We start from the raw sequence: 18,319 nt of genomic DNA on the forward strand, positions 1-18,319 counted from the left end.
CACTGATTAAGAAGAACACGGAACTTTATCACAGGCGCCCGGCTTGGCCCGTGCCCAGACCAAAACCCCGGCCAAGCCGATCGGCAGCCAACTGATGAACCATTCCGCGCGAGGGGTTCCTGTCAGGCTCGCGGCGTCGAACTGCATCGCCAGGAATGAAAATACCCACATGCCCAGCACGCCTCGGCCCAGCAGGGTGTCCCGGGCACGCCAGGCTTCACGCAGCACAGCGAACCAGACCGTGCACCAAAGCAGCAGCCCAGGTAGCCCGAGCTGAATGGCAACGTGGCTGAACAGGTTATGCGCGTGATCAAAAGAGTGACCTGGAGTCGCGACCCTGTAGTCACCCGCCAACCCCAAGCCACCCCACGGCCGTTCGGCGATCATATGCAGGCTCGACATTAAAATCTCGGGCCGATAGGACGCACCTCTGGCCATCACCAGCGGCTCAAGCAACCAGAAGGTCAGCATGGCCAGCACCACAGTCATGGCGGCGATGACCCGTGTACGCTGGTCGGTGCAGTAAAGAGGCATTGCCAGCACACTTAGCAACAAGGCCAGGGCCGCGCCGCGACTCTGGGACATCACGACAAAGACACCCAGCACAGCCAACGCCAACGCCCAAAGTACCTGCAACCCGATATGGCGCGGCACCCAGTGCAGCATCCAGACCGCCGCCAGCCCAATCACGTAGGTGCCCAGGATCGGATGGGAAAGCTTGCCCAACCCCTCCAGGCGCGCCACCCAGTTGCGCCCTTCAATGCCGTAGAAGTCGACAATCGACACCAGCGCGACGAGCGCAAGCCCCAGCCCTCCCCACTGCATGATACGAATCACTCGCTCGGGCTGACGATTGGCAAGGATTGGGAAAAACAACAGGAACGCCAGGATATAGAGCAGTCGCTTGGCTTCGCGGCCTGGCTCCGGCACCTCGGACCATAACAGTGTAATCAGCGCCCAGGCCGCCAACGCCAGAAGCGCCAGGTAAATCAACCGCTGGGCACGCCACACCTCCAACAGCCGATGGCGCGCTGACCAAGCGAAGATAATCACCGGCAACCAGAGAAACGCGATCAAACCTTGCTGATAGACCTTGTTGGTCGGTGCCAGGGCTATCGCCATCAAAAACCATAACAAGCCAAAGGCCATCCACGCCTGTGCCCAACGCGTCGCGTACATCTATCGCTCCTAAACGGTCTACCAGCCAAAACCGGCATGGTTAAAACACAAACTTTTGGGCATCATGGCCCGCTACGGCACCGGTTCTTTTTTCAACAAGGCTTTCCTACGATGCAATCCTCACGGCTTCCCCAAGCCGCTTTGAATCAATTGATTGAAGGCGCCAGTATTCTGGAGGCCGACGGCCACGGCCCGAAAGTCTATCTGTTGCAGGATGGGAATATCCTCAAATTGTTTCGCCTCAAGCGGTTTTTTTCTTCGGCCCTTTTACGGCCTTATTCAGCGCGGTTCATCAACAACGCGACCCGATTGCAGGAACTCGGCGTGCCTACGCTCGAAGTGCTGGCCTTCTACAAATTGCAAAAGCCCGGCATGACCGCCGTGCTGTATCGACCTCTGCCAGGAAAAACCCTGCGTCAACTATCGAATCAGGAAAACTTCAGTTGGCAGCAGACCCTTCCGACACTGGTCGAGCTGATTCGCAGCCTTCACGCTCGTGGCATTTATTTTCGCTCATTGCACCTGGGTAACATCGTCGTCACTCCTGAGAACAAGCTGGGACTGATCGATGTGGCCGACATGCGCTTCCTGCGCTCCCCACTGCCACGCCGCCTTGTGCGTCGCAACCTGCAACATTTCGCTCGTTATATTGCCAGGGAGAACCTGAACGAGAGCTTTCCCATGCAGGCACTGGAAAGCGCCTTACTGTCTGCCTGAGATCAACTCCCGAGCAGTCTGGCTGAAACTCAGCCAAGCCTGCTCAGGGGCCAGCGCCTGGTACTGGGCCTGCGCCACGGCGTCGGCTGGAGCCTGTGAGGCCAGCGTAATCACCTCACTCCATGCCACTTCGTCATTGACCGGTGCGTACCAGCCGGTATCCCCCAGTTGCTCACGGAATACAGCGATTTCGCTGGCCAGTACCGGGATGCCTGCCAGTATTGCTTCCTGAAGGATCAGACCAAGCCCTTCGTCGAGTGACGGAATCAACACCCAGTCGAATGCCTTATAAAGCGTCGCGACATCCTCCAGATGCCCAGTCAACAAGACCTTGCCAACAAGATCCGGCTGGGCGATCCGAGCCTGGAGCGCATCGCGTCTCGGCCCTTCACCTACAATGACCAAGCGCCAATCGCCATGGCCCGACGCCGCTCGCGCGAACGCGTCCAACAAGCTGGCAAATCCCTTTTTACCCACCAGCCGGCCGACGGCACCAAATACACGCCGATCTGCAGAGGACAAACCCAAACGAGCGCGAGCCTCCTCACGGGGCTTGAGTGAAGCCTGAAAGGCAACCGGATCGAACGCGCTGCGTAATGCAACGACCGGCAGGCCGAGTTCGTCCTGCAGCGACGTAGCCAAGGTCTCGGAGACTGCCGCCAGACTCAGGCGCGAAGCGGGAAACCCGCGCAGCAACTCACGGCTTGTAATGTGCAGGCGTGTCGCGCCATGGAAGATCACCACCACGCGGATCTGAGGCATGTCCTTGAGCACAGGCAAGAGAGTCCGGGCCACGCCCAGGCCATCGAGCAATACCACGCGGGCATCACTGTCGAGCAAAGCCTCCCGAAAACGGCTTCGCATCCAGGGTCTGAACAGACGCCAGATGTGCCGCCCCTTGAGTCGGGCTGACGTCAGATTCCACTCATGCGCGGGCCCGACATCGACCTGACAGTCAGAAGCCGCCCCCTGCAAAAGCCAGGTTTTTACGGGCATCCCAGGCTCGATTCGCGAAAGGATCTGATGATGGACCTTGTGTACCGAAGCAAACGGCAAACCGCCTGCCCACATAACATTGATAATGCTCATCAAGCAGCAAACCTTTTATCGCCGACCAGGATTCGTGCTTCGAGACATCTAATAATTGATAATCCAGCCAACGCAGACTCCGAGCAAAAGAACCAGAAAGAGCTTGATTTGCTCTCTGCGTCTGCGACGCGCTTTGCGCTGACGCTCGACAGGGACTTCGACATGGACGCCGAATCCGGTATGCAAAACAGCATCCCCTTCCAGCGTGACCGCCGTCAAGTTCAGTTGCGCATAGCGAAGCGACAGTGCCTTCTCGCCGCCATAGCCCGCAAACGGGGCACACAGCTGATACTCCTTCAGGCGTCGCAGGCCGGGATTGAGGGAAAAACTCTGCCACTCGGGCTTGTCGGATATAAGCGGATAACACGGCACGCCGCCGACGATCTCACGCTCGCCCAGGCGAATGTAAGGGCTGTGTACACACAGGTCGTAAACATAGTTGCGCAGCCAGACCTGTAGGATCTCTGGACGTAATTCGAGAATCTTGCGCGAGTCTTCTACAAAGGCCGGGCGATAGAACTCCCAGTCGTCTTCACAGTGAAAAATGTAAGGGGTCTTCACATGCCCGTACGCCAGGTCAATAGACGCCAATTGCCCCAGCTTCGGTCGATTGACTAATACGGTACAGCGATCCCTCCAATGCGCTGGGATAACTGCATTTACGCCCTCGTCGCCGGCATCTTCGGTAATGAAGACTTCACGAATCGGCGCGGTGTTGAAATGGTCGAAGCTCTCAAGGGTTCGCTTGAGCAGATCGAGCCGACCGCAACTGGTCACCACCAGGGTAATGTCACTTTCGTCGGAAAACTGCACCTGAAATACCATTTAGTCAAACGCCATCCGAACGCCAGATGGCTGAACGGTTCCCGTCAAACGCCCAGTTTCAGGCGCAATTTTTCCAGCAGACTCAACGGTGCACGAGGCCGCAAGGGCGGCTCCAGTGCCTCAACGATTTTTTGCCCGATGCGTGCGAAACTGAACTGTTCCAGCGCCAGCTCGTGGCCGTTGCGCGCAATACGATGGGCCAGTTCGGGGTCAGCTCGCAGTCGGTAAAGCTTTTCCTGAAGCTGCGCAACGTCGCAATACAACACCACGTTATGCATGTCCTGCAACCCCAGCGCACGCGCTTCATCGACCCCCTGATCGAAAGCCAGCAGCACACAACCACAGGCCATGGCTTCGAAATTCTTGATCATGAACTCGCCCATACCCACATCGGCGCTGACAAAAAAACGAATGCGGTTCAGGGTCTCGCAATACTCTTCCCCGGACTTGGTGCGGGTTACCACCAGCGGCTCAACGCGTGCCAACTCATCCAGCAGTATCTTGCGCCCACTGTAGGCGGCGCTGTTGGTGCTTCCTACAAAGGCCAGTTCGATATCCCGCTCGCGATTCTGATTTTGCAATAACGATTGATCGTAGCCTTTGGGTACGAACACCGCATCGAAACCTTCGGTGCGAAGACGTTGAGCAACCATGAAACCGGAGCTGATGACCCGCACCCATGGCAGACGACGATAATGGGCACTGAACTTGCCCGTGTATTTGCACGCAATGTAGTTCTGATAGGCGTCGTGTTCCAGGATCACCAGATTCGGGATCGTGCGAATGAATGCCGCCTGGCGGATCTCCTGCTTGAAGCGCAGGAAAAATACGATCCGATCGTAACGCGATACGTCCACGTGACGCCGGAAATACCCTCGCAAGTTACGCTGCTCATTGCTGTCGAGCCAGCGCAGGTCACACTCGCAATGGGCTGCCACGCCTTCATAGAGGCGGTCCAGGATGGCCCGCTGCTCTTTCTGGACCAAAAATAAAACTTTCATCGTCTTCCTTGCGGCACCGAACGACTTGATAAATAACCCGGTATCGCGCCGGGCGGACTTCCCCGCCTCATCATGCGAGGCTGCTACGCCGACGCCAACTGCGGATCTTATTGGATCAGGCCCTTGACGCCAGTTCGGCGACCATAGGCAAACGCCAGAAAGCCTCACGAGCAGCCCGATCGGAAAAGCGTTCACGCAAGCGATCAAGCATCAGCTCTGCACACCTGCGACGCTGCAACTCGTCCATGGCCGCCAAGTGTTGCAGTCCCTGCGCCATATGCTCGGCATCGCCTAGCGGAAATAAAATGCCGACACCCTCCACCACTTCCTTTGCTCCACCGCAGGCGGTGGCCAGTAGCGGCACACCGGCGGCCATGGCTTCGAGCAGCACCATGCCGAACGGCTCATGGTCAGAACTCAGAGCGAATACATCAAAGGCGCGAAAATAGCGACGCGCTTCAGGCACCTGACCGAGGAACAGCACACGGTCGGCAATGCCCAGTTCCAGCGCCAGTTCCTTAAGGTCTTGTTCCAGACGGCCCTTGCCGAGAATCACCAACTGGCTATTGGCGGGCAAATACTCCAGCGCCAGGGCAAAACCTCGCAACAGCGTGGCCTGGTCCTTGTCCGGGTGCAGACGGCCAACATTGCCGACAATCCAGGCCTGGGCATCCAACCCCAGGCTATGCCGCGCTTCGTCCCGGGACACCAGGCCAGCCTGTACGGCTTCCAGGTCGATACGGTTGTAGAGGGTCTGGATCCGGCTAGCCGGCCATTTCGGCAAGAGACGACGAATGTCGTCACGCACTGCATCGGAGACACCAAGCAGGCTCAGGCGTTTGCGGAAAAACTGGACGAACACCCGTCTGGTCAACCGCTGATAGTCCCCCAACGCGTGGTGCACTCCGATCACCGGCAGACCGGTAGCGAGCAAGGTGATGTAGATCGGCTTAAAGCGATGGGCGATGCAAAAACTGAAATTGCGCGAGGCGGCAATCTTTCTCAAATCGCTGATCGCGCCCAGCTTCAAGCCTCTGATGGCACTGGAGCTGTACTCCATGAACAGCACCTCGTCAGAGGCGCAACGGGCGGCCACTTCCGTATCGGCCGCCCCGGTAAGAAACACTGTCGTCACGCGATAGCCAGTGCCTGCGAACAGACTGGCATACTGACGGGCGCAGTCGAGGAACGGCCCATCGTAACCGTGACAGAACTGCAATACATGCCGCTCAGCCGAACGTGTCATATGCATCCACGCCGTCTTTGACCACCAGAATATCCTCCATGATCAGGTATTGCAGGTCAGAGCCAAAGAACATATTCAGAGCGTCCGTAGGCGAGCAGATCATCGGTTCGCCACGGCGGTTGAGTGAGGTGTTCAGGGATACGCCGTTGCCGGTCAGTACTTCCAGGGCCTTCATCATGTCGTAATAGCGTGGGTTGTATTCACGCTTGAGTACCTGGGCCCGGGATGTGCCGTCTTCGTGGACGACTTCCGGCACGCGGGTTTTCCACTCTTCAGCCACTTCGAAGGTGAACGTCATGAACGGCGCGGGGTGATCGACCTTGATCATCTGCGGTGCGACCGTGTCGAGCATCGACGGGCAGAAAGGCCTCCAGCGCTCGCGGAACTTGATCTGTTCGTTGATGCGATCGGCCACGCCGCTGGCGCTCGGGCAACCGATGATCGAGCGACCGCCCAAGGCACGCGGGCCAAACTCCATGCGCCCTTGGAACCAGGCCACCGGGTTGCCGTCGACCATGATCTTGGCGATGCGCTCAGGGGTGTTGTCGATCTTGCGCCACGCAGGCTTGCTCGGATGGCGGGCGCAGGCGGCGATGACGTCTTCGTTGCTGTAGGCCGGGCCGAGGTAGACGTGTTCCATCTTCTCCACCGGCACGCCACGGGCGTGGGACACATAAGCTGCCGCCCCCACGGCGGTGCCGGCATCGCCGGAAGCCGGTTGCACGAACAGTTCCTTGACGTCGTCACGGGCGATGATTTTCTGGTTCAGCTTGACGTTCAACGCACAGCCACCGGCGAACGCCAGCTTGCCGGTTTCCTTGAGCACGTCGCCCAGATAGTGGTCGATCATCTGCAGCGCAAGTTTCTCGAACAGCGCCTGCATGCTGGCCGCGTAGTGGATGTACGGCTCGTCGGCGATGTCGCCTTCACGTTTCGGGCCGAGCCATTCGATCAGCTTCGGCGAGAAGTAGAAGCCTTTGCCCTTCTCTTTATAGCGACGCAGGCCGATCACGTTGGCGTAGTCGGTATTGATCACCAGTTCGCCATTTTCAAACGAGGCCAGGCGCGAGAAGTCGTACTTGCTGGCATCGCCGTAAGGCGCCATGCCCATGACCTTGAACTCACCGTCGAGCATCTCGAAACCCAGGAACTCGGTGATCGCGCCATACAGGCCGCCGAGGGAGTCCGGGTCGAAGAATTCCTTGATCTTGTGGATCTTGCCGTTTTCGCCGTAGCCGAAGAAGGTCGTGGCGTATTCACCCTTGCCGTCGATGCCCAGGATCGCGGTTTTCTCCTGGAAGCCCGAGCAGTGGTACGCACTGGAGGCGTGGGCCAGATGGTGCTCGACCGGCTCGATCTTGATCTTTTTCGGATCAAAACCCAGCTGCTCCAGGCACCAGACAATCTTGCGGCGATAGCGCTTGTAGCGACGGTTGCCCATCAGGATCGCATCGAGGGCGCGATCCGGGGCGTACCAGTAACGCTTGGCGTAATGCCAGCGCGCTTCGCCGAACAGGCTGATCGGGGCGAACGGGATCGCCACCACGTCGACGTCGGACGGCTTGATGCCGGCCTGTTCCAGACAGAACTTCGCCGACTCGTAGGGCATGCGGTTCTTTGCATGTTTATCGCGTACGAAGCGCTCTTCCTCGGCCGCCGCGATCAGCTTGCCGTCGATGTACAGCGCTGCGGAGGGATCATGGCTAAGGGCGCCGGACAGGCCAAGAATCGTCAATGCCACAGGGGTCTAGCCTCTTAATGTCTGCATGCGAGGCGACAAACGCCTCGAAAAAAGATGTGCCGCACGCCGGGGCGCGGGGCAGCTAAAGGGCGGGATTATAGCTTAAAAGCGTTGGCAAGCCTCGTAGGAGCTGCCGAAGCTGCGATCTTTTGATTTTGATCTTTCCCTTGAACCTCAAGGGGTAAAACAAAGATCGCAGCCTTCAGCAGTTCCTACACAGAAGACGTGCCAAAGCAGCTATCGGGGCACCCTTCAAAAACTTTTGGGCAACCGCTGATCAATCACCTGATACAACGCACTGTCTTGCGGCCAGTTGCGCATGAACCGCGCACGATCCCTGGCATAGGCGGGGGTGAAGCTGGAGAGGCTGCGGTGCTGGCACATGGAGTCCAGGTCGATCAGCGCCCAGCGATCGTCCTGCCAGAGCAGGTTGTGGCCCTTGAAATCGCCGTGACTGATACGCTCGCGGATCAGGCCGGCGAACAACCGGTCCAGCGCCAGCAACTCAGGCTCGGGAGCGGCGCCGTTTTCGACGTAAGGGGCCAGGCGTTCGATGATGTCAGGCCCCGACAGGTGCTCGGTCACCAGGTAGGCGCCGCGACGCAGCCACAGAAAACGCTTTTCCAGCAGCGCCAGCGGCTTGGGCGTGGCGATACCGAGGAACGTCAGGCGATGACCTTCGCGCCAGGCATGCCAGGCGCGGCTCGGACGCCAGAAGCGCTTGAGCCAGTGGGCGAAGTTTTTGATGTTGTAGCGCTTGATCAACACAAAGCGCCCGTCCACATCGACTTTACCAACGCTCGCCGACCCACCGGTCTTGTATAAGTGGCCTTGGTCAAGCAAGGCATCGGCCTGCTCCAGTACCGGCGCCATGACCGCCTCTTCATCACGACGAATCGCTCGCAAACCGAACGGACCACGCTGCACGCTGAACAGACTGCACTCACGCCCGACTTTTTCCAGAAAGTCATTCAGGCGCCAGGCGTACACCTTGTCGATCTGTTTTTGCAGCGCCTCCATGGGCAATGCGTGCTCGGCGTTGCCCAGCAGGTAATGCACCAACAACTCTTCGTTGAAAGGCTCGAGGGATTTGGGCAACTGGGCGAAAAATACCCCCAGGTTTTCGAGCACTTTGTTGCGCGACAATGGCTGGCCCGGGGTTTCGGCGCGGATGCCGCCTCCGTCGATCAAATAGAGTTTGCCGCCGTGACGCAACAGATTGTCCAGGTGCAAATCTTCCTGCCACAGGCCTTTGCTGTGCAGTTGTGCAATCGCTCCCAACGCCTCGGCCAGTACCGCCGTTTGTTCGTCGGCGAGCAGTGGCAGGCCCTCGACCTGTTTCCAGGCGTCCCCGAGGCTTTCGGCCCCCTCGAGCAATTCGAACAGCAGCCAGCCACCCTCGCCTTCTTTCAGGCCATCGGCCAGCAACAGCGGCGTAGTCAGCCCCTGCTCGGCCAGCAGGCGCACGCCTTGCAGTTCGCGGTGAAAGTGCCTGCCCGCTTTACTGCCGACCAGCAACTTGGCCAACACCGGACGACCGCGCCAGACGCCAGCACCGACGTAGCGCTGTCCCGGCAACACACGCAACAGGGAAAGCAGCTGCAATTGCGCCGGGCCGGCGGCGTCCGCCAGCTCCAGGCTCAAAGGCAGGCTGGGACTGCGGCCGGCGTTCTTCAATTCGGATAAATGCATCAACGAGCCTCCTTATGGCTGCGCCGGGCGGTCAGACGAGTCATCCAGCGGTCAACCAGTGCACTCTTGAGCGGTTGATCCAGGTAGGTGCAGAGCATCTGGCGCACATCGTCGTCACTCCAGGCTCGCGCGCGACGCAGCAAGGGCTCCAGGTCCTTGATTCGATCCCGCTGACCGAACAATAGCGGCCGGGTCTTTTCGAGGTCGATCAACTGCGCCTGATAACCACTGGCGGTGGCTTGCAGAAAAATGTGCTTGGGGTAGAAGCAACCATGGACCTGGCGCATGCCGTGCAGGCGTCGCGCCAACTGCCCGCAAGCCTGCAGGACGGTGGCGCGTTGCGTCGCCGCCAGGCTGGACCAGCGTTGCAGCAATGAATCCAGGTCATCCCAACCGTCCAGGGCACGCGTCAGCAGAATCGCCCGCACCTCCCCGCCCACATTGCGCTGACCATAGAACACCGCTTGCAGAGCCGGAATCCCCAGTTGGCGGTAGCGGCTGATATTGCGAAACTCCCGGGAAAAGCTGGGCTCGCCGAAGGGGTGGGACCACGTCCTGGTGAGGTAATTACTCTGGCGCTTGAGGTAATAACCCCGCCCTTCCAGTTCCAGCCGGAAGACACTGCTCCAACCGCCGCCCGCAGTGTTGGGTTCATCCACCGCATCCAATTGCAGGTCCCAAAGGGCTTCGAAGCTATCCAGGCCGTGGCGTTGCAACAATGACTGGTCTTCAGTCGCCAGAAAATCAGTCATTCACGCCCCTCGAAAAATCTCACTACGTGACGGATGCGCTTCTTGTCACACGCATCGAGCCGGTTACGCTGGCGATACTGCAGGTAAAAACGCAGGCGCTGAGTGGCCGACAAATGATACTTGGCGACCTTGTCCAGGCACGCCAGGTCTTTGGTGATGCGATAGTTGAGCCAGAAACCGCGCCAGAAATCGCCGTTGGGGCAATCGATAAAGAACAGCCGTGACTGCTCGTCGATCAGCAAGTTGCGCCATTTCAGATCGTTATGGGTAAAACGATTTTCGTGCATGGTCCGGGTATAGCCGGCCAGTTGCCGACTCACCCCGTCGACCCAGGCACGATTGGCCAGCCTTGGATCGTGACGCCTTGCCAATGCCGAGAGGTCTTCGGTGCCCGGCAGCTCGCGCGTGATCATCGCGCCACGGTCATAGGCTGCGCCACGTCGCTCCAGCCCCCAGGCCACGACTTCGGCAGTGGGGATGCCCCACTTGGCGAAGCGCTTGAGGTTCTGCCATTCGGACTTGACCCGCGGCTTACCCAAGTATCGCCGCAGCCCCTTGCCGGCCCCGGTGTAGCGCTTGACATAGTAATTCACGCCGCTGCGCTGTACCCGAATCACCTCGGACAGCGGGTCCCGCGTCAGACGCTCGCCCTCTAGGGCGAACACTGCATCAAGACTGCCGAAATCCTCTGCCAGCTCAGCGTAGGAAGGCTCCAGTACCCAACCCGACATCAGAGCGCGCCCCCGTACCGCAGCTTGCGCGCATAAAGCCGGTTGGCTTTGCCTTCGAGCCAGGTCAGCAGCGAAGCTTCTTCGGCCAGGATCCGCCGTAGCGGCTGCTGGAAATAACCCTTGAGGAAGCGCAACTTGTCACGCCGGGTCAGACCGATGTCCAGTGCAGAGAAATACAGCGCCGCCAGGTCCTTGTTGCGCCAACGAAGGGGGATGGCCGGACGGATCTGCGCACGGTGCAGGTCAATCACAGAAAGTTTGAAATCCGTGGCGGTCACGGGCTTATCGGTGTGCAGCAGAAAGTGGCAGATGTAGCAGTCGCGATGGTTGACCCCGGCCCGATGCATCATGCCGGTCATGCGCGCCACTTCGGCGATCAGGGCTCGCTTGAGCTTCGGCTGTGGCGGCTGCTTGACCCAGTCCATGCTGAGATCTTCAAGACTGACGGTCGGCGCCAGTTCTTCGGTGACGATGAACGAATGCTGGTCGGCCGGGTTGCTGCCTTTCTCGCCATAGGCGACGGCGGTCATGGTTGGCACACCGACTTGCTGCAAGCGCTGGATGGCTTTCCATTCCTGTCCCGCACCCAGTACCGGCAACTTGGCGGTCAGCAGGTTCTTGAAGATCTCGCGCCAACCGATGCCACGGTGGATTTTCACGAAAAAGCCACGACCATCCACCTCCGTGCGCAAGGTGCGCCGGGCTTCCAGTTCGCGATAGACCTCGCCCTTGAGCGCCTCGACTTCGGCGAACGCATCGCGTCCGGCCCAAAGGCTCTTGAACGGTTCGGCCAGCATCAATTTCATTGTGCGTGCTCCGCCAATATCACATCGGCCGCGTGCTGCGGCATGCTGTAGAGGTCGGCCGTCTCGGCGAAGGCCAGACCGTTGCGGCTCCAGGCCGCGCGTGCGTCGGCGTCACCCAACATCCGCCCCAGGTACTCGGTGAGCTGCGCCTGTTCGAACGGCTCGTCCAAGACCAGGCCACTGTCGGCCTCGGCGATGTAATGGGCGTATCCACACACCGCGCTGACCAGCACCGGCAAGCCGGCCACCAGCGCTTCAAGCAGTACGGTGCCGGTGTTCTCGTTGTACGCCGGGTGGATCAACAGGTCGGCGCCCAGCAGGAAACGCGGAATGTCGCTGCGGCCCTTGAGGAAGCGTACGTTGTCACCAAGCCCCAACGCGGCGCTCTGCAATTGGAATACTTTGGGGTCGTCCTGGCCGATTACAAACAGGCGGGTGCGTTTTTTAAGCTGCGAAGGTAGCGCGGCCAGGGCCTTGAGGCTGCGATCCACGCCCTTGGTCTTGAACCCGGAACCGATCTGCACCAGCAGCAGGTCATCATCGGCCAGATCGAATTCGGCACGAAACGCGGCGCGAACCTCATCGGCGTCGGCGGGCCGGCGACGATCCTGGGCGATGCCCGGTGGCAGCAGGTGAAAGCGCTCCAGCGGCGTAGCGTAGTGCTTGATGAACAAAGGCTGTTGCACTTCGGAAATCATCAGTATTTCGGTCTTGGCATCCTTGGCGAATACCGCTCGCTCGTACTCGGAAAAGTGGCGGTAACGCCCCCAACGCCGGTACAGCGAATTGCGCAGGTTCTGCGCCTTGTCTTCAAAGCAGCCGTCAGCGGCGTAATACACGTCCAGGCCGGGCATTTTGTTGAAGCCGATCAAACGGTCGACCGGACGCTTGGCCAGGTCATTTTCCATCCACGCACTGAGTTTCTCATTACGACGGTGGTTGAACAGCGCCTTGACCGGCGCCACCAGCACTTCGAAGCCCGGCGGGACGTCACCTTCCCAGATCAGCGTGTAGACGCGGATCTGGTGACCACGCCGCTGGCATTCCAGGGCGATGCGCATGAAGTCACGCTGCAGGCCGCCGAAAGGGAAGTATTTATAAAGGACAAAAGCCAATTGCATCAGCGCGGCTCCTCAGCCAATAACGTGCTCAAGTGGCTGGCAACACGCTCGGGATTCAGACGCGTGAAGCACAGAGGCTGCTCGCGTTTCAGGTCAAACCGACGGGCATCTTCGGCGGTCGGCGGATAAGTGCATTGTTTCTGCATGCAGGGCGCGCAAGGGAAATCACTGGCAAGGTGAATCTGCCCCTTGCCATAGGCACCGGTCAGCACCGGATTGGTGGGGCCGAGCAGTGAAATGGTCGGTACATCCAGGGCCGCGGCCAGATGGCCAAGGCCGGTGTCCACGGCCACACAGGCCTGTGCGCCGGCCAACACCTTGCCCATCCCACCCAGATTCAGCTTTGGCAATACCAGGGCGTTGCGCAGGCCATTGGCAATCCGCTCGGCCCGGGCTTTCTCCAGCGGGCTGCCCCATGGCAGCTTCACCACGACGCCGAACTGCCCCATGCGCTCAACAAGTTGACGCCAGTAGAGCTCAGGCCAGTGCTTGGATTCCCAAGTCGTGCCGTGCAGGAACACCACGTAAGGGTAACTGCGCGGCAATTCAACCAGGCGATCGACATTCAGGCCGTAGCTGCCCATGGTTTTGGGCAGGTCATAACCCAGTGCCACAGCAAACAACTGGCGCACGCGCTCTACCGCATGCTGACCGCGAGCCACGCCCAGGCGACGGGAATAGAAGCGCGCTGCAAGGGGTTCGCGGGCCGATTCTTTATCCAGGCCTGCCACCGGGGCCTTGACGTAGCGGGTCAGCCAGGCGCTTTTCAGCAGGCCTTGGGCGTCGATCACCAGATCGTACTTCTTGGCACGCACGCTTTGCTTGAAACGTCGCCACTCGCCGCTTTTGATGGTTTGCCAGAGGTTCTTGCGCCAGCGACGAATCGCCACCGGAATGACTGTATCCACCGCCGGATGCCAGGTAGGAATTTCGGCAAAGCCTTCTTCCACCACCCAGTCGAACCTGATGCCGGGAATCGCCCGCGCCGCGTCGGTCAGCGCTGGCAGGGTGTGAACCACATCCCCCAGCGAAGAGGTCTTGATCAGCAATACCCGCAAGTTACTGAACCTCCACCGGTGCGCCCTGCAAACGCCCCAGGGCATCGTTCACCGACGGCGGCATGAGCTGGCGCAGGCAGTTGTAATGACCGAAGCGACAGGTGCGGTCGAAGCACGGACTGCATTCGATGCCCAGGCGTACGACTTCGACTTTTTCGGCCAGCGGCGGCGTAAAGCCCGGCGAAGTGGAACCGTACACGGCCACCAGTGGCCGGTTCAGGGCGGCGGCCACGTGCATCAGGCCGGAGTCGTTGGACACCACCGAATCGGCGCAGGACAACAGGTCGATGGCTTCGGCCAGGGAGGTATCGCCGCTGAGGTTCACCGACTCCTCCCGCAGGCCCGGGATCAGGCGCGAGCGGATGTCCTCGCCCACCGAATGATCGTTTTTCGAACCGAACAACCAGACCTGCCAGCCTTCGCGAATCTTCGTCTCGGCGACCTGGGCGTAATGCTCCGCCGGCCAGCGCTTGGACTCACCGAATTCGGCGCCTGGGCAGAGAGCCAGTACCGGGCGGTCCAGGCTCAGACCGAACTTGGCCAGCGCCGCTTCGCGGGTCACCGGGTCGATCGCAAGACTTGGGCGCGGATACGGCTTGGGCAACTCGACACCTGGCTCGTAGGCCAGGGCCATGAAGCGCTCGATCATCAGCGGGTAGCGTTCTTTGTCCAGCGTGCGCACGTCATTGAGCAAGCCGTAGCGGAACTCGCCACGCCAGCCGGTGCGTTTGGGGATACTGGCGAAGAACGGCACCAGTGCCGATTTCAACGAATTGGGCAACAGGATCGCCTGGTCGTACTGACCGGCCAGGGACTTGCCGATGCGTCGACGGGTCGCCAGCTCCAGCACACCGTGGCCGAGCGGGAAGCTCAAGGCCTTGCGCACCTGGGGCATGCGCTCAAGAATCGGCCGACTCCACTCGGGGGCCAACACGTCGATTTCGCACTGTGGGTGGCGCTGCTTGAGGCACTGGAACAGTGTCTGCGCCATCACCATGTCACCGACCCAACTGGGCCCTACGATCAGAATATTCATGTGGCTTCCAAAAACGATGCGGGGAGGCCTACGCCTCCCCGCCTCGACAATCACTGTGGCTTAGGACGTTGCCTGCTGCCGTCACTCTACAACTGCGGGAGCGAGCCTGCTCGCGATGAGGCTCTCACATCCAATATCAATGTCGCCTGACACTCCGCTATCGCGAGCAGGCTCGCTCCCACAGGGAAATTCATCTACTTCAAGTATGGTGCAGCACCACAAATCCATTGTGAGAGCGAGCCTGCTCGCGATGGGGCCGGCACATCCAACATCAATGTCACCTGATACTCCGCCTTCGCGAGCAAGCCCGCTCCCACATTACTTAATCTTCAGCTCAGCCCCAGTTCTCGCCAGATTCGCAGCACCTGCCTGCGCTCATCCACAAACTGGTCGCCTGTAATCACCCCGGCGTCTTTCTGTAGAGCCTGGCGGTGGGCGGCTGAGCGGTAGGCTTTGTAGGCCTCGCGCAGCAGGGTAGCGTCTTCGACCGGCATCAGCCCGACGTCCTGCAACCCTTCCAGAATGCGGATGTTATCGGTGTAGCGCAGCAGCGACGGGTGCTCCTCGGACCACGCCAGGGCCGCGTATTGCACCATAAATTCAATGTCGACGATACCTCCGGCATCCTGCTTGAGGTCGAACGGCGCGGTGGCTTCGAAGGCATTCGCTGCGGTTCCGGCAGCGGTGACCTTGCTGCCGAGGTTATCGCGCATCTTGGCGCGCATCTCGCTGACTTCCTGGCGCAGCGTCGACAAATCACGCTTGCGCCCCAGCACCTGGGCACGAACTTTCTCGAACGCCTGACCCACGTCCTGGCTGCCCACCAGCACCCGAGCCCGCACCAAAGCCTGATGCTCCCAAGTCCAGGCCTCGTTCTCCTGATAGCGTGCAAAAGCCCCGAGGGAGCTGACCAGCAACCCCGACGCCCCGGACGGCCGCAAGCGCATGTCCACTTCGTAGAGCTGTCCAGAGTTGGTCTGGGCCGTCAGCAAATGGATGATTCGCTGGCCGAGCCGGGTGAAAAACTGCGCGCCGTCGATGGGTTTCGGGCCATCGGTTTCCGCCTGCGGATCGCCATCGTGGATGAACACCAGATCCAGGTCGGAACCATGCCCCAATTCCAGACCGCCGACTTTCCCATAACCGACAATGATGAAGCCCGGATCGCACAGGCTGCCGTCAGTGCGCAGCGGCACGCCATACTTGGCCACGGTCTGGCGCCAGGCCAGGGCCAGCACTTGTTCAAGAATTGCTTCGGCCAGCCAGGTCAGGTAATCGCTGACTTTCATCAACGGCAGGCTGCCGGCGATTTCCGAGGCGGCCACCCGCAAACGGTGCGCAAGCTTGAAATGCCGCAACGCCTCCATCTGCTGCTCGAGATCATCCTCGGGGATGCGTGTCAGGCGTTCACGCAACTCCGCCGCCAGTTCCGGCGCCAGGGGCGGCTTGAAAAGTCGCCCCTCGTTGAGCAATTCATCGAGCAACAGGGGAAAGCGGGTGATCTGCTCGGCAATCCACGGGCTCGCCGCGCACAGCGTCAGCAGGCGTCGCAGGGCGCCGGGATTTTCCGTCAGCAGCACCAGATAGGCCGATCGGCGCGCCACGGCTTCCACCAGCGGCAATACGCGCTCAAGCACCAGGTCCGGATTGGCATGCTCCACCGCCTGGGCCAACAGGCGCGGAATGAATGCATCCAGACGCTCGCGCCCCAGACGCTGCATGGCGCGCAATTGCGCACTGCCGCGCAGGGCGGCCAGGGCTTTGAGCGCCTTGGGTGCGTCGGCGAAGCCGCCCTCCTCCAGTTGACGACACGCCGCCCCTTCATCCTGGCTGTCTTCCCACAGCGGCAACCATTCGCCGCCCACCGTCACTTCGCTTTCGCCATCCTGCTCTTCATCCGGGTCGGCGATGACCTGGCCGAAGTGCCAGGCTACGCGACCGCGCCAGTACATCAATTGCTCATGGAAGGCCGCCCAGTCGGCAAAACCCAGCAGGAACGCAATGCGCGCCTGATCCTGCGGGGTGTCCGGCAGCATCTGGGTCTGGCGGTCGGCGATGGCCTGGATCGCGTGCTCGGTGTAACGCAAGAATTCATAACCCTGGCGCAGCTCATCGACCACCTTGGCCGGCAGATAGCCCTGGCCTTCCAGGGTCGCCAGCACTTTCAACAGCGGGCGCTGCTGCAAACTCAAGTCACGACCGCCATGGATCAACTGGAACGCCTGGGCAATGAACTCCACCTCACGGATGCCGCCCGAACCCAGCTTGATGTTGTCGGCCATGCCCTTGCGCCGCACTTCCTGCTGGATCAACTGCTTCATGGTGCGCAGCGCTTCGATGGCGGAAAAATCCAGGTAACGGCGATAAACGAACGGACGCAGCATGTCGAGCAGTTGCGCGCCGGCCACCTGGTCACCCGCCACCACCCGCGCCTTGATCATCGCGTAGCGTTCCCAGTCACGGCCCTGATCCTGGTAATACTGCTCCAGCGCGTTGAAACTCAGCACCAGCGCTCCGGCCGAACCATAGGGGCGCAGGCGCATGTCGACACGGAATACGAAGCCGTCGACGGTCATTGGGTCCAGGGCCTTGATCAGGCGCTGCCCCACACGAATGAAAAACTCCTGGTTATCCAGGGCCCGCTTGGCGCCAACGGTCTCGCCGCCCTCGGGGTAGGCGAAAATCAGATCGATGTCCGACGACAGGTTCAGCTCCACCGCGCCAAGCTTGCCCATGCCCAGGATAACCATGTGCTGCGGTTCACCACTGCGCCGCCCGGTAGGCGTACCGAATTGCTGACTGTGGCGCTGGTACAGCCATTGATAGGCCTGGTCGATGCAGGTATCGGCCATGTCGGAGAGATCGCGGCAGGTCTGGACCAGGTCGGCCTGGCGGGTCAGGTCGCGCCAGATGATCCGCACCTGTTGGCGGCTGCGCTGGCGACGCAGGATGCGACCCAGTTCGTCTTCAGTCTCGGCGGCCTGGACGGCTGCGCCAATCTGAGCGCACATTTCGCCGGGAGCCAGGTGGCGGTCCAGTTCGCCGCTGCGCACCAGTTCCAGCAACATAGAGGGGTCACGAACACTCTGCTCGATAAAAAAATCACTGGCGGCGGCGACACGGTTGAACTCGCTCCAGCGTTCGGGCGCCCAGGTGGACAGCCCGTGGTCGTCGTCCAGGGAAGCGACCGCCGCACGGAACGACTGCTCGGCACGACTGACCAATGACTGGAGAATTGCCGGAACTTCGGTAAGCGGGGGCAGGCTCATGGTCTATCCTTGATCGGCGCGGGGAAAGGCTGGATGTAGTGTTTTTTCAACTGCCA

The 18,319-nt window shown here is 60.4% G+C and carries 15 protein-coding genes; 1 reads left to right on the forward strand and 14 read right to left on the reverse strand.

The window, feature by feature from the left end; all coding sequences use genetic code 11:
• Positions 1 to 6 precede the first annotated feature (6 nt).
• Positions 7 to 1,179, reverse strand: coding sequence for an O-antigen ligase family protein (locus tag BW979_RS00840; RefSeq protein WP_076382924.1), 1,173 nt, complete (start codon positions 1,177 to 1,179; stop codon positions 7 to 9).
• 111 nt (positions 1,180 to 1,290) lie between these two features.
• On the opposite strand from BW979_RS00840, the gene BW979_RS00845 reads away from it, so the two are divergent.
• Complete coding sequence (locus BW979_RS00845) at positions 1,291 to 1,896, forward strand: lipopolysaccharide kinase InaA family protein (protein ID WP_047225899.1); 606 nt, start codon at positions 1,291 to 1,293, stop codon at positions 1,894 to 1,896.
• Here BW979_RS00845 and BW979_RS00850 read toward each other — a convergent pair.
• From BW979_RS00850 to glnE, 13 genes are all read right to left on the reverse strand, one after another.
• Positions 1,882 to 2,985 (reverse strand): glycosyltransferase, encoded by a 1,104-nt coding sequence (locus BW979_RS00850; RefSeq protein ID WP_076382926.1) that lies wholly within the window; start codon positions 2,983 to 2,985, stop codon positions 1,882 to 1,884. The two genes, BW979_RS00845 and BW979_RS00850, sit on opposite strands and share 15 nt — an antisense overlap.
• A 48-nt stretch (positions 2,986 to 3,033) precedes the next feature.
• Positions 3,034 to 3,798: a hypothetical protein gene (locus BW979_RS00855; RefSeq protein ID WP_076386488.1), complete on the reverse strand. Its 765-nt coding sequence runs from the start codon at positions 3,796 to 3,798 to the stop codon at positions 3,034 to 3,036.
• A 56-nt stretch (positions 3,799 to 3,854) separates the two neighbouring features.
• Positions 3,855 to 4,811 (reverse strand): glycosyltransferase family protein, encoded by a 957-nt coding sequence (locus BW979_RS00860; RefSeq protein ID WP_047225901.1) that lies wholly within the window; start codon positions 4,809 to 4,811, stop codon positions 3,855 to 3,857.
• 115 nt (positions 4,812 to 4,926) lie between these two features.
• On the reverse strand, positions 4,927 to 6,057 hold the full coding sequence (locus BW979_RS00865) for a glycosyltransferase (RefSeq protein WP_047225902.1): 1,131 nt from the start codon (positions 6,055 to 6,057) through the stop codon (positions 4,927 to 4,929).
• Positions 6,041 to 7,798 carry a carbamoyltransferase family protein gene (locus BW979_RS00870; protein WP_047225903.1) on the reverse strand — a complete coding sequence of 586 codons (1,758 nt, stop codon included), beginning with the start codon at positions 7,796 to 7,798 and terminating at the stop codon, positions 6,041 to 6,043. Before BW979_RS00870 ends, BW979_RS00865 begins: the two co-directional genes overlap by 17 nt.
• A gap of 252 nt (positions 7,799 to 8,050) precedes the next feature.
• Positions 8,051 to 9,490, reverse strand: a complete 1,440-nt coding sequence (locus tag BW979_RS00875; RefSeq protein ID WP_076382928.1) for a lipopolysaccharide kinase InaA family protein — start codon at positions 9,488 to 9,490, stop codon at positions 8,051 to 8,053.
• A complete protein-coding gene (locus BW979_RS00880) occupies positions 9,490 to 10,242 on the reverse strand; it encodes a lipopolysaccharide kinase InaA family protein (protein WP_076382930.1) in 753 nt (250 codons plus the stop codon). Before BW979_RS00880 ends, BW979_RS00875 begins: the two co-directional genes overlap by 1 nt.
• Complete coding sequence (locus BW979_RS00885; RefSeq protein ID WP_076382932.1) at positions 10,239 to 10,973, reverse strand: lipopolysaccharide kinase InaA family protein; 735 nt, start codon at positions 10,971 to 10,973, stop codon at positions 10,239 to 10,241. Before BW979_RS00885 ends, BW979_RS00880 begins: the two co-directional genes overlap by 4 nt.
• Positions 10,973 to 11,779, reverse strand: a complete 807-nt coding sequence (gene rfaP, locus BW979_RS00890; protein ID WP_047225907.1) for a lipopolysaccharide core heptose(I) kinase RfaP — start codon at positions 11,777 to 11,779, stop codon at positions 10,973 to 10,975. The genes BW979_RS00885 and rfaP overlap by 1 nt, the downstream gene beginning before the upstream one ends.
• A complete protein-coding gene (locus BW979_RS00895; RefSeq protein ID WP_047225908.1) occupies positions 11,776 to 12,900 on the reverse strand; it encodes a glycosyltransferase family 4 protein in 1,125 nt (374 codons plus the stop codon). Before BW979_RS00895 ends, rfaP begins: the two co-directional genes overlap by 4 nt.
• Positions 12,900 to 13,958 (reverse strand): lipopolysaccharide heptosyltransferase I, encoded by a 1,059-nt coding sequence (gene waaC / locus BW979_RS00900; RefSeq protein ID WP_047225909.1) that lies wholly within the window; start codon positions 13,956 to 13,958, stop codon positions 12,900 to 12,902. The genes BW979_RS00895 and waaC overlap by 1 nt, the downstream gene beginning before the upstream one ends.
• Position 13,959: 1 nt before the next feature.
• Entirely contained in the window at positions 13,960 to 14,994 is a 1,035-nt protein-coding gene (gene waaF, locus BW979_RS00905) for a lipopolysaccharide heptosyltransferase II (RefSeq protein WP_076382934.1), read from the reverse strand.
• A 329-nt stretch (positions 14,995 to 15,323) separates the two neighbouring features.
• Positions 15,324 to 18,263, reverse strand: a complete 2,940-nt coding sequence (gene glnE, locus BW979_RS00910) for a bifunctional [glutamate--ammonia ligase]-adenylyl-L-tyrosine phosphorylase/[glutamate--ammonia-ligase] adenylyltransferase (RefSeq protein ID WP_076382936.1) — start codon at positions 18,261 to 18,263, stop codon at positions 15,324 to 15,326.
• Positions 18,264 to 18,319 lie beyond the last annotated feature (56 nt).

This window comes from Pseudomonas sp. A214 (assembly GCF_900156295.1).
Classification (GTDB): Bacteria; Pseudomonadota; Gammaproteobacteria; order Pseudomonadales; family Pseudomonadaceae; genus Aquipseudomonas; species Aquipseudomonas rhizophila.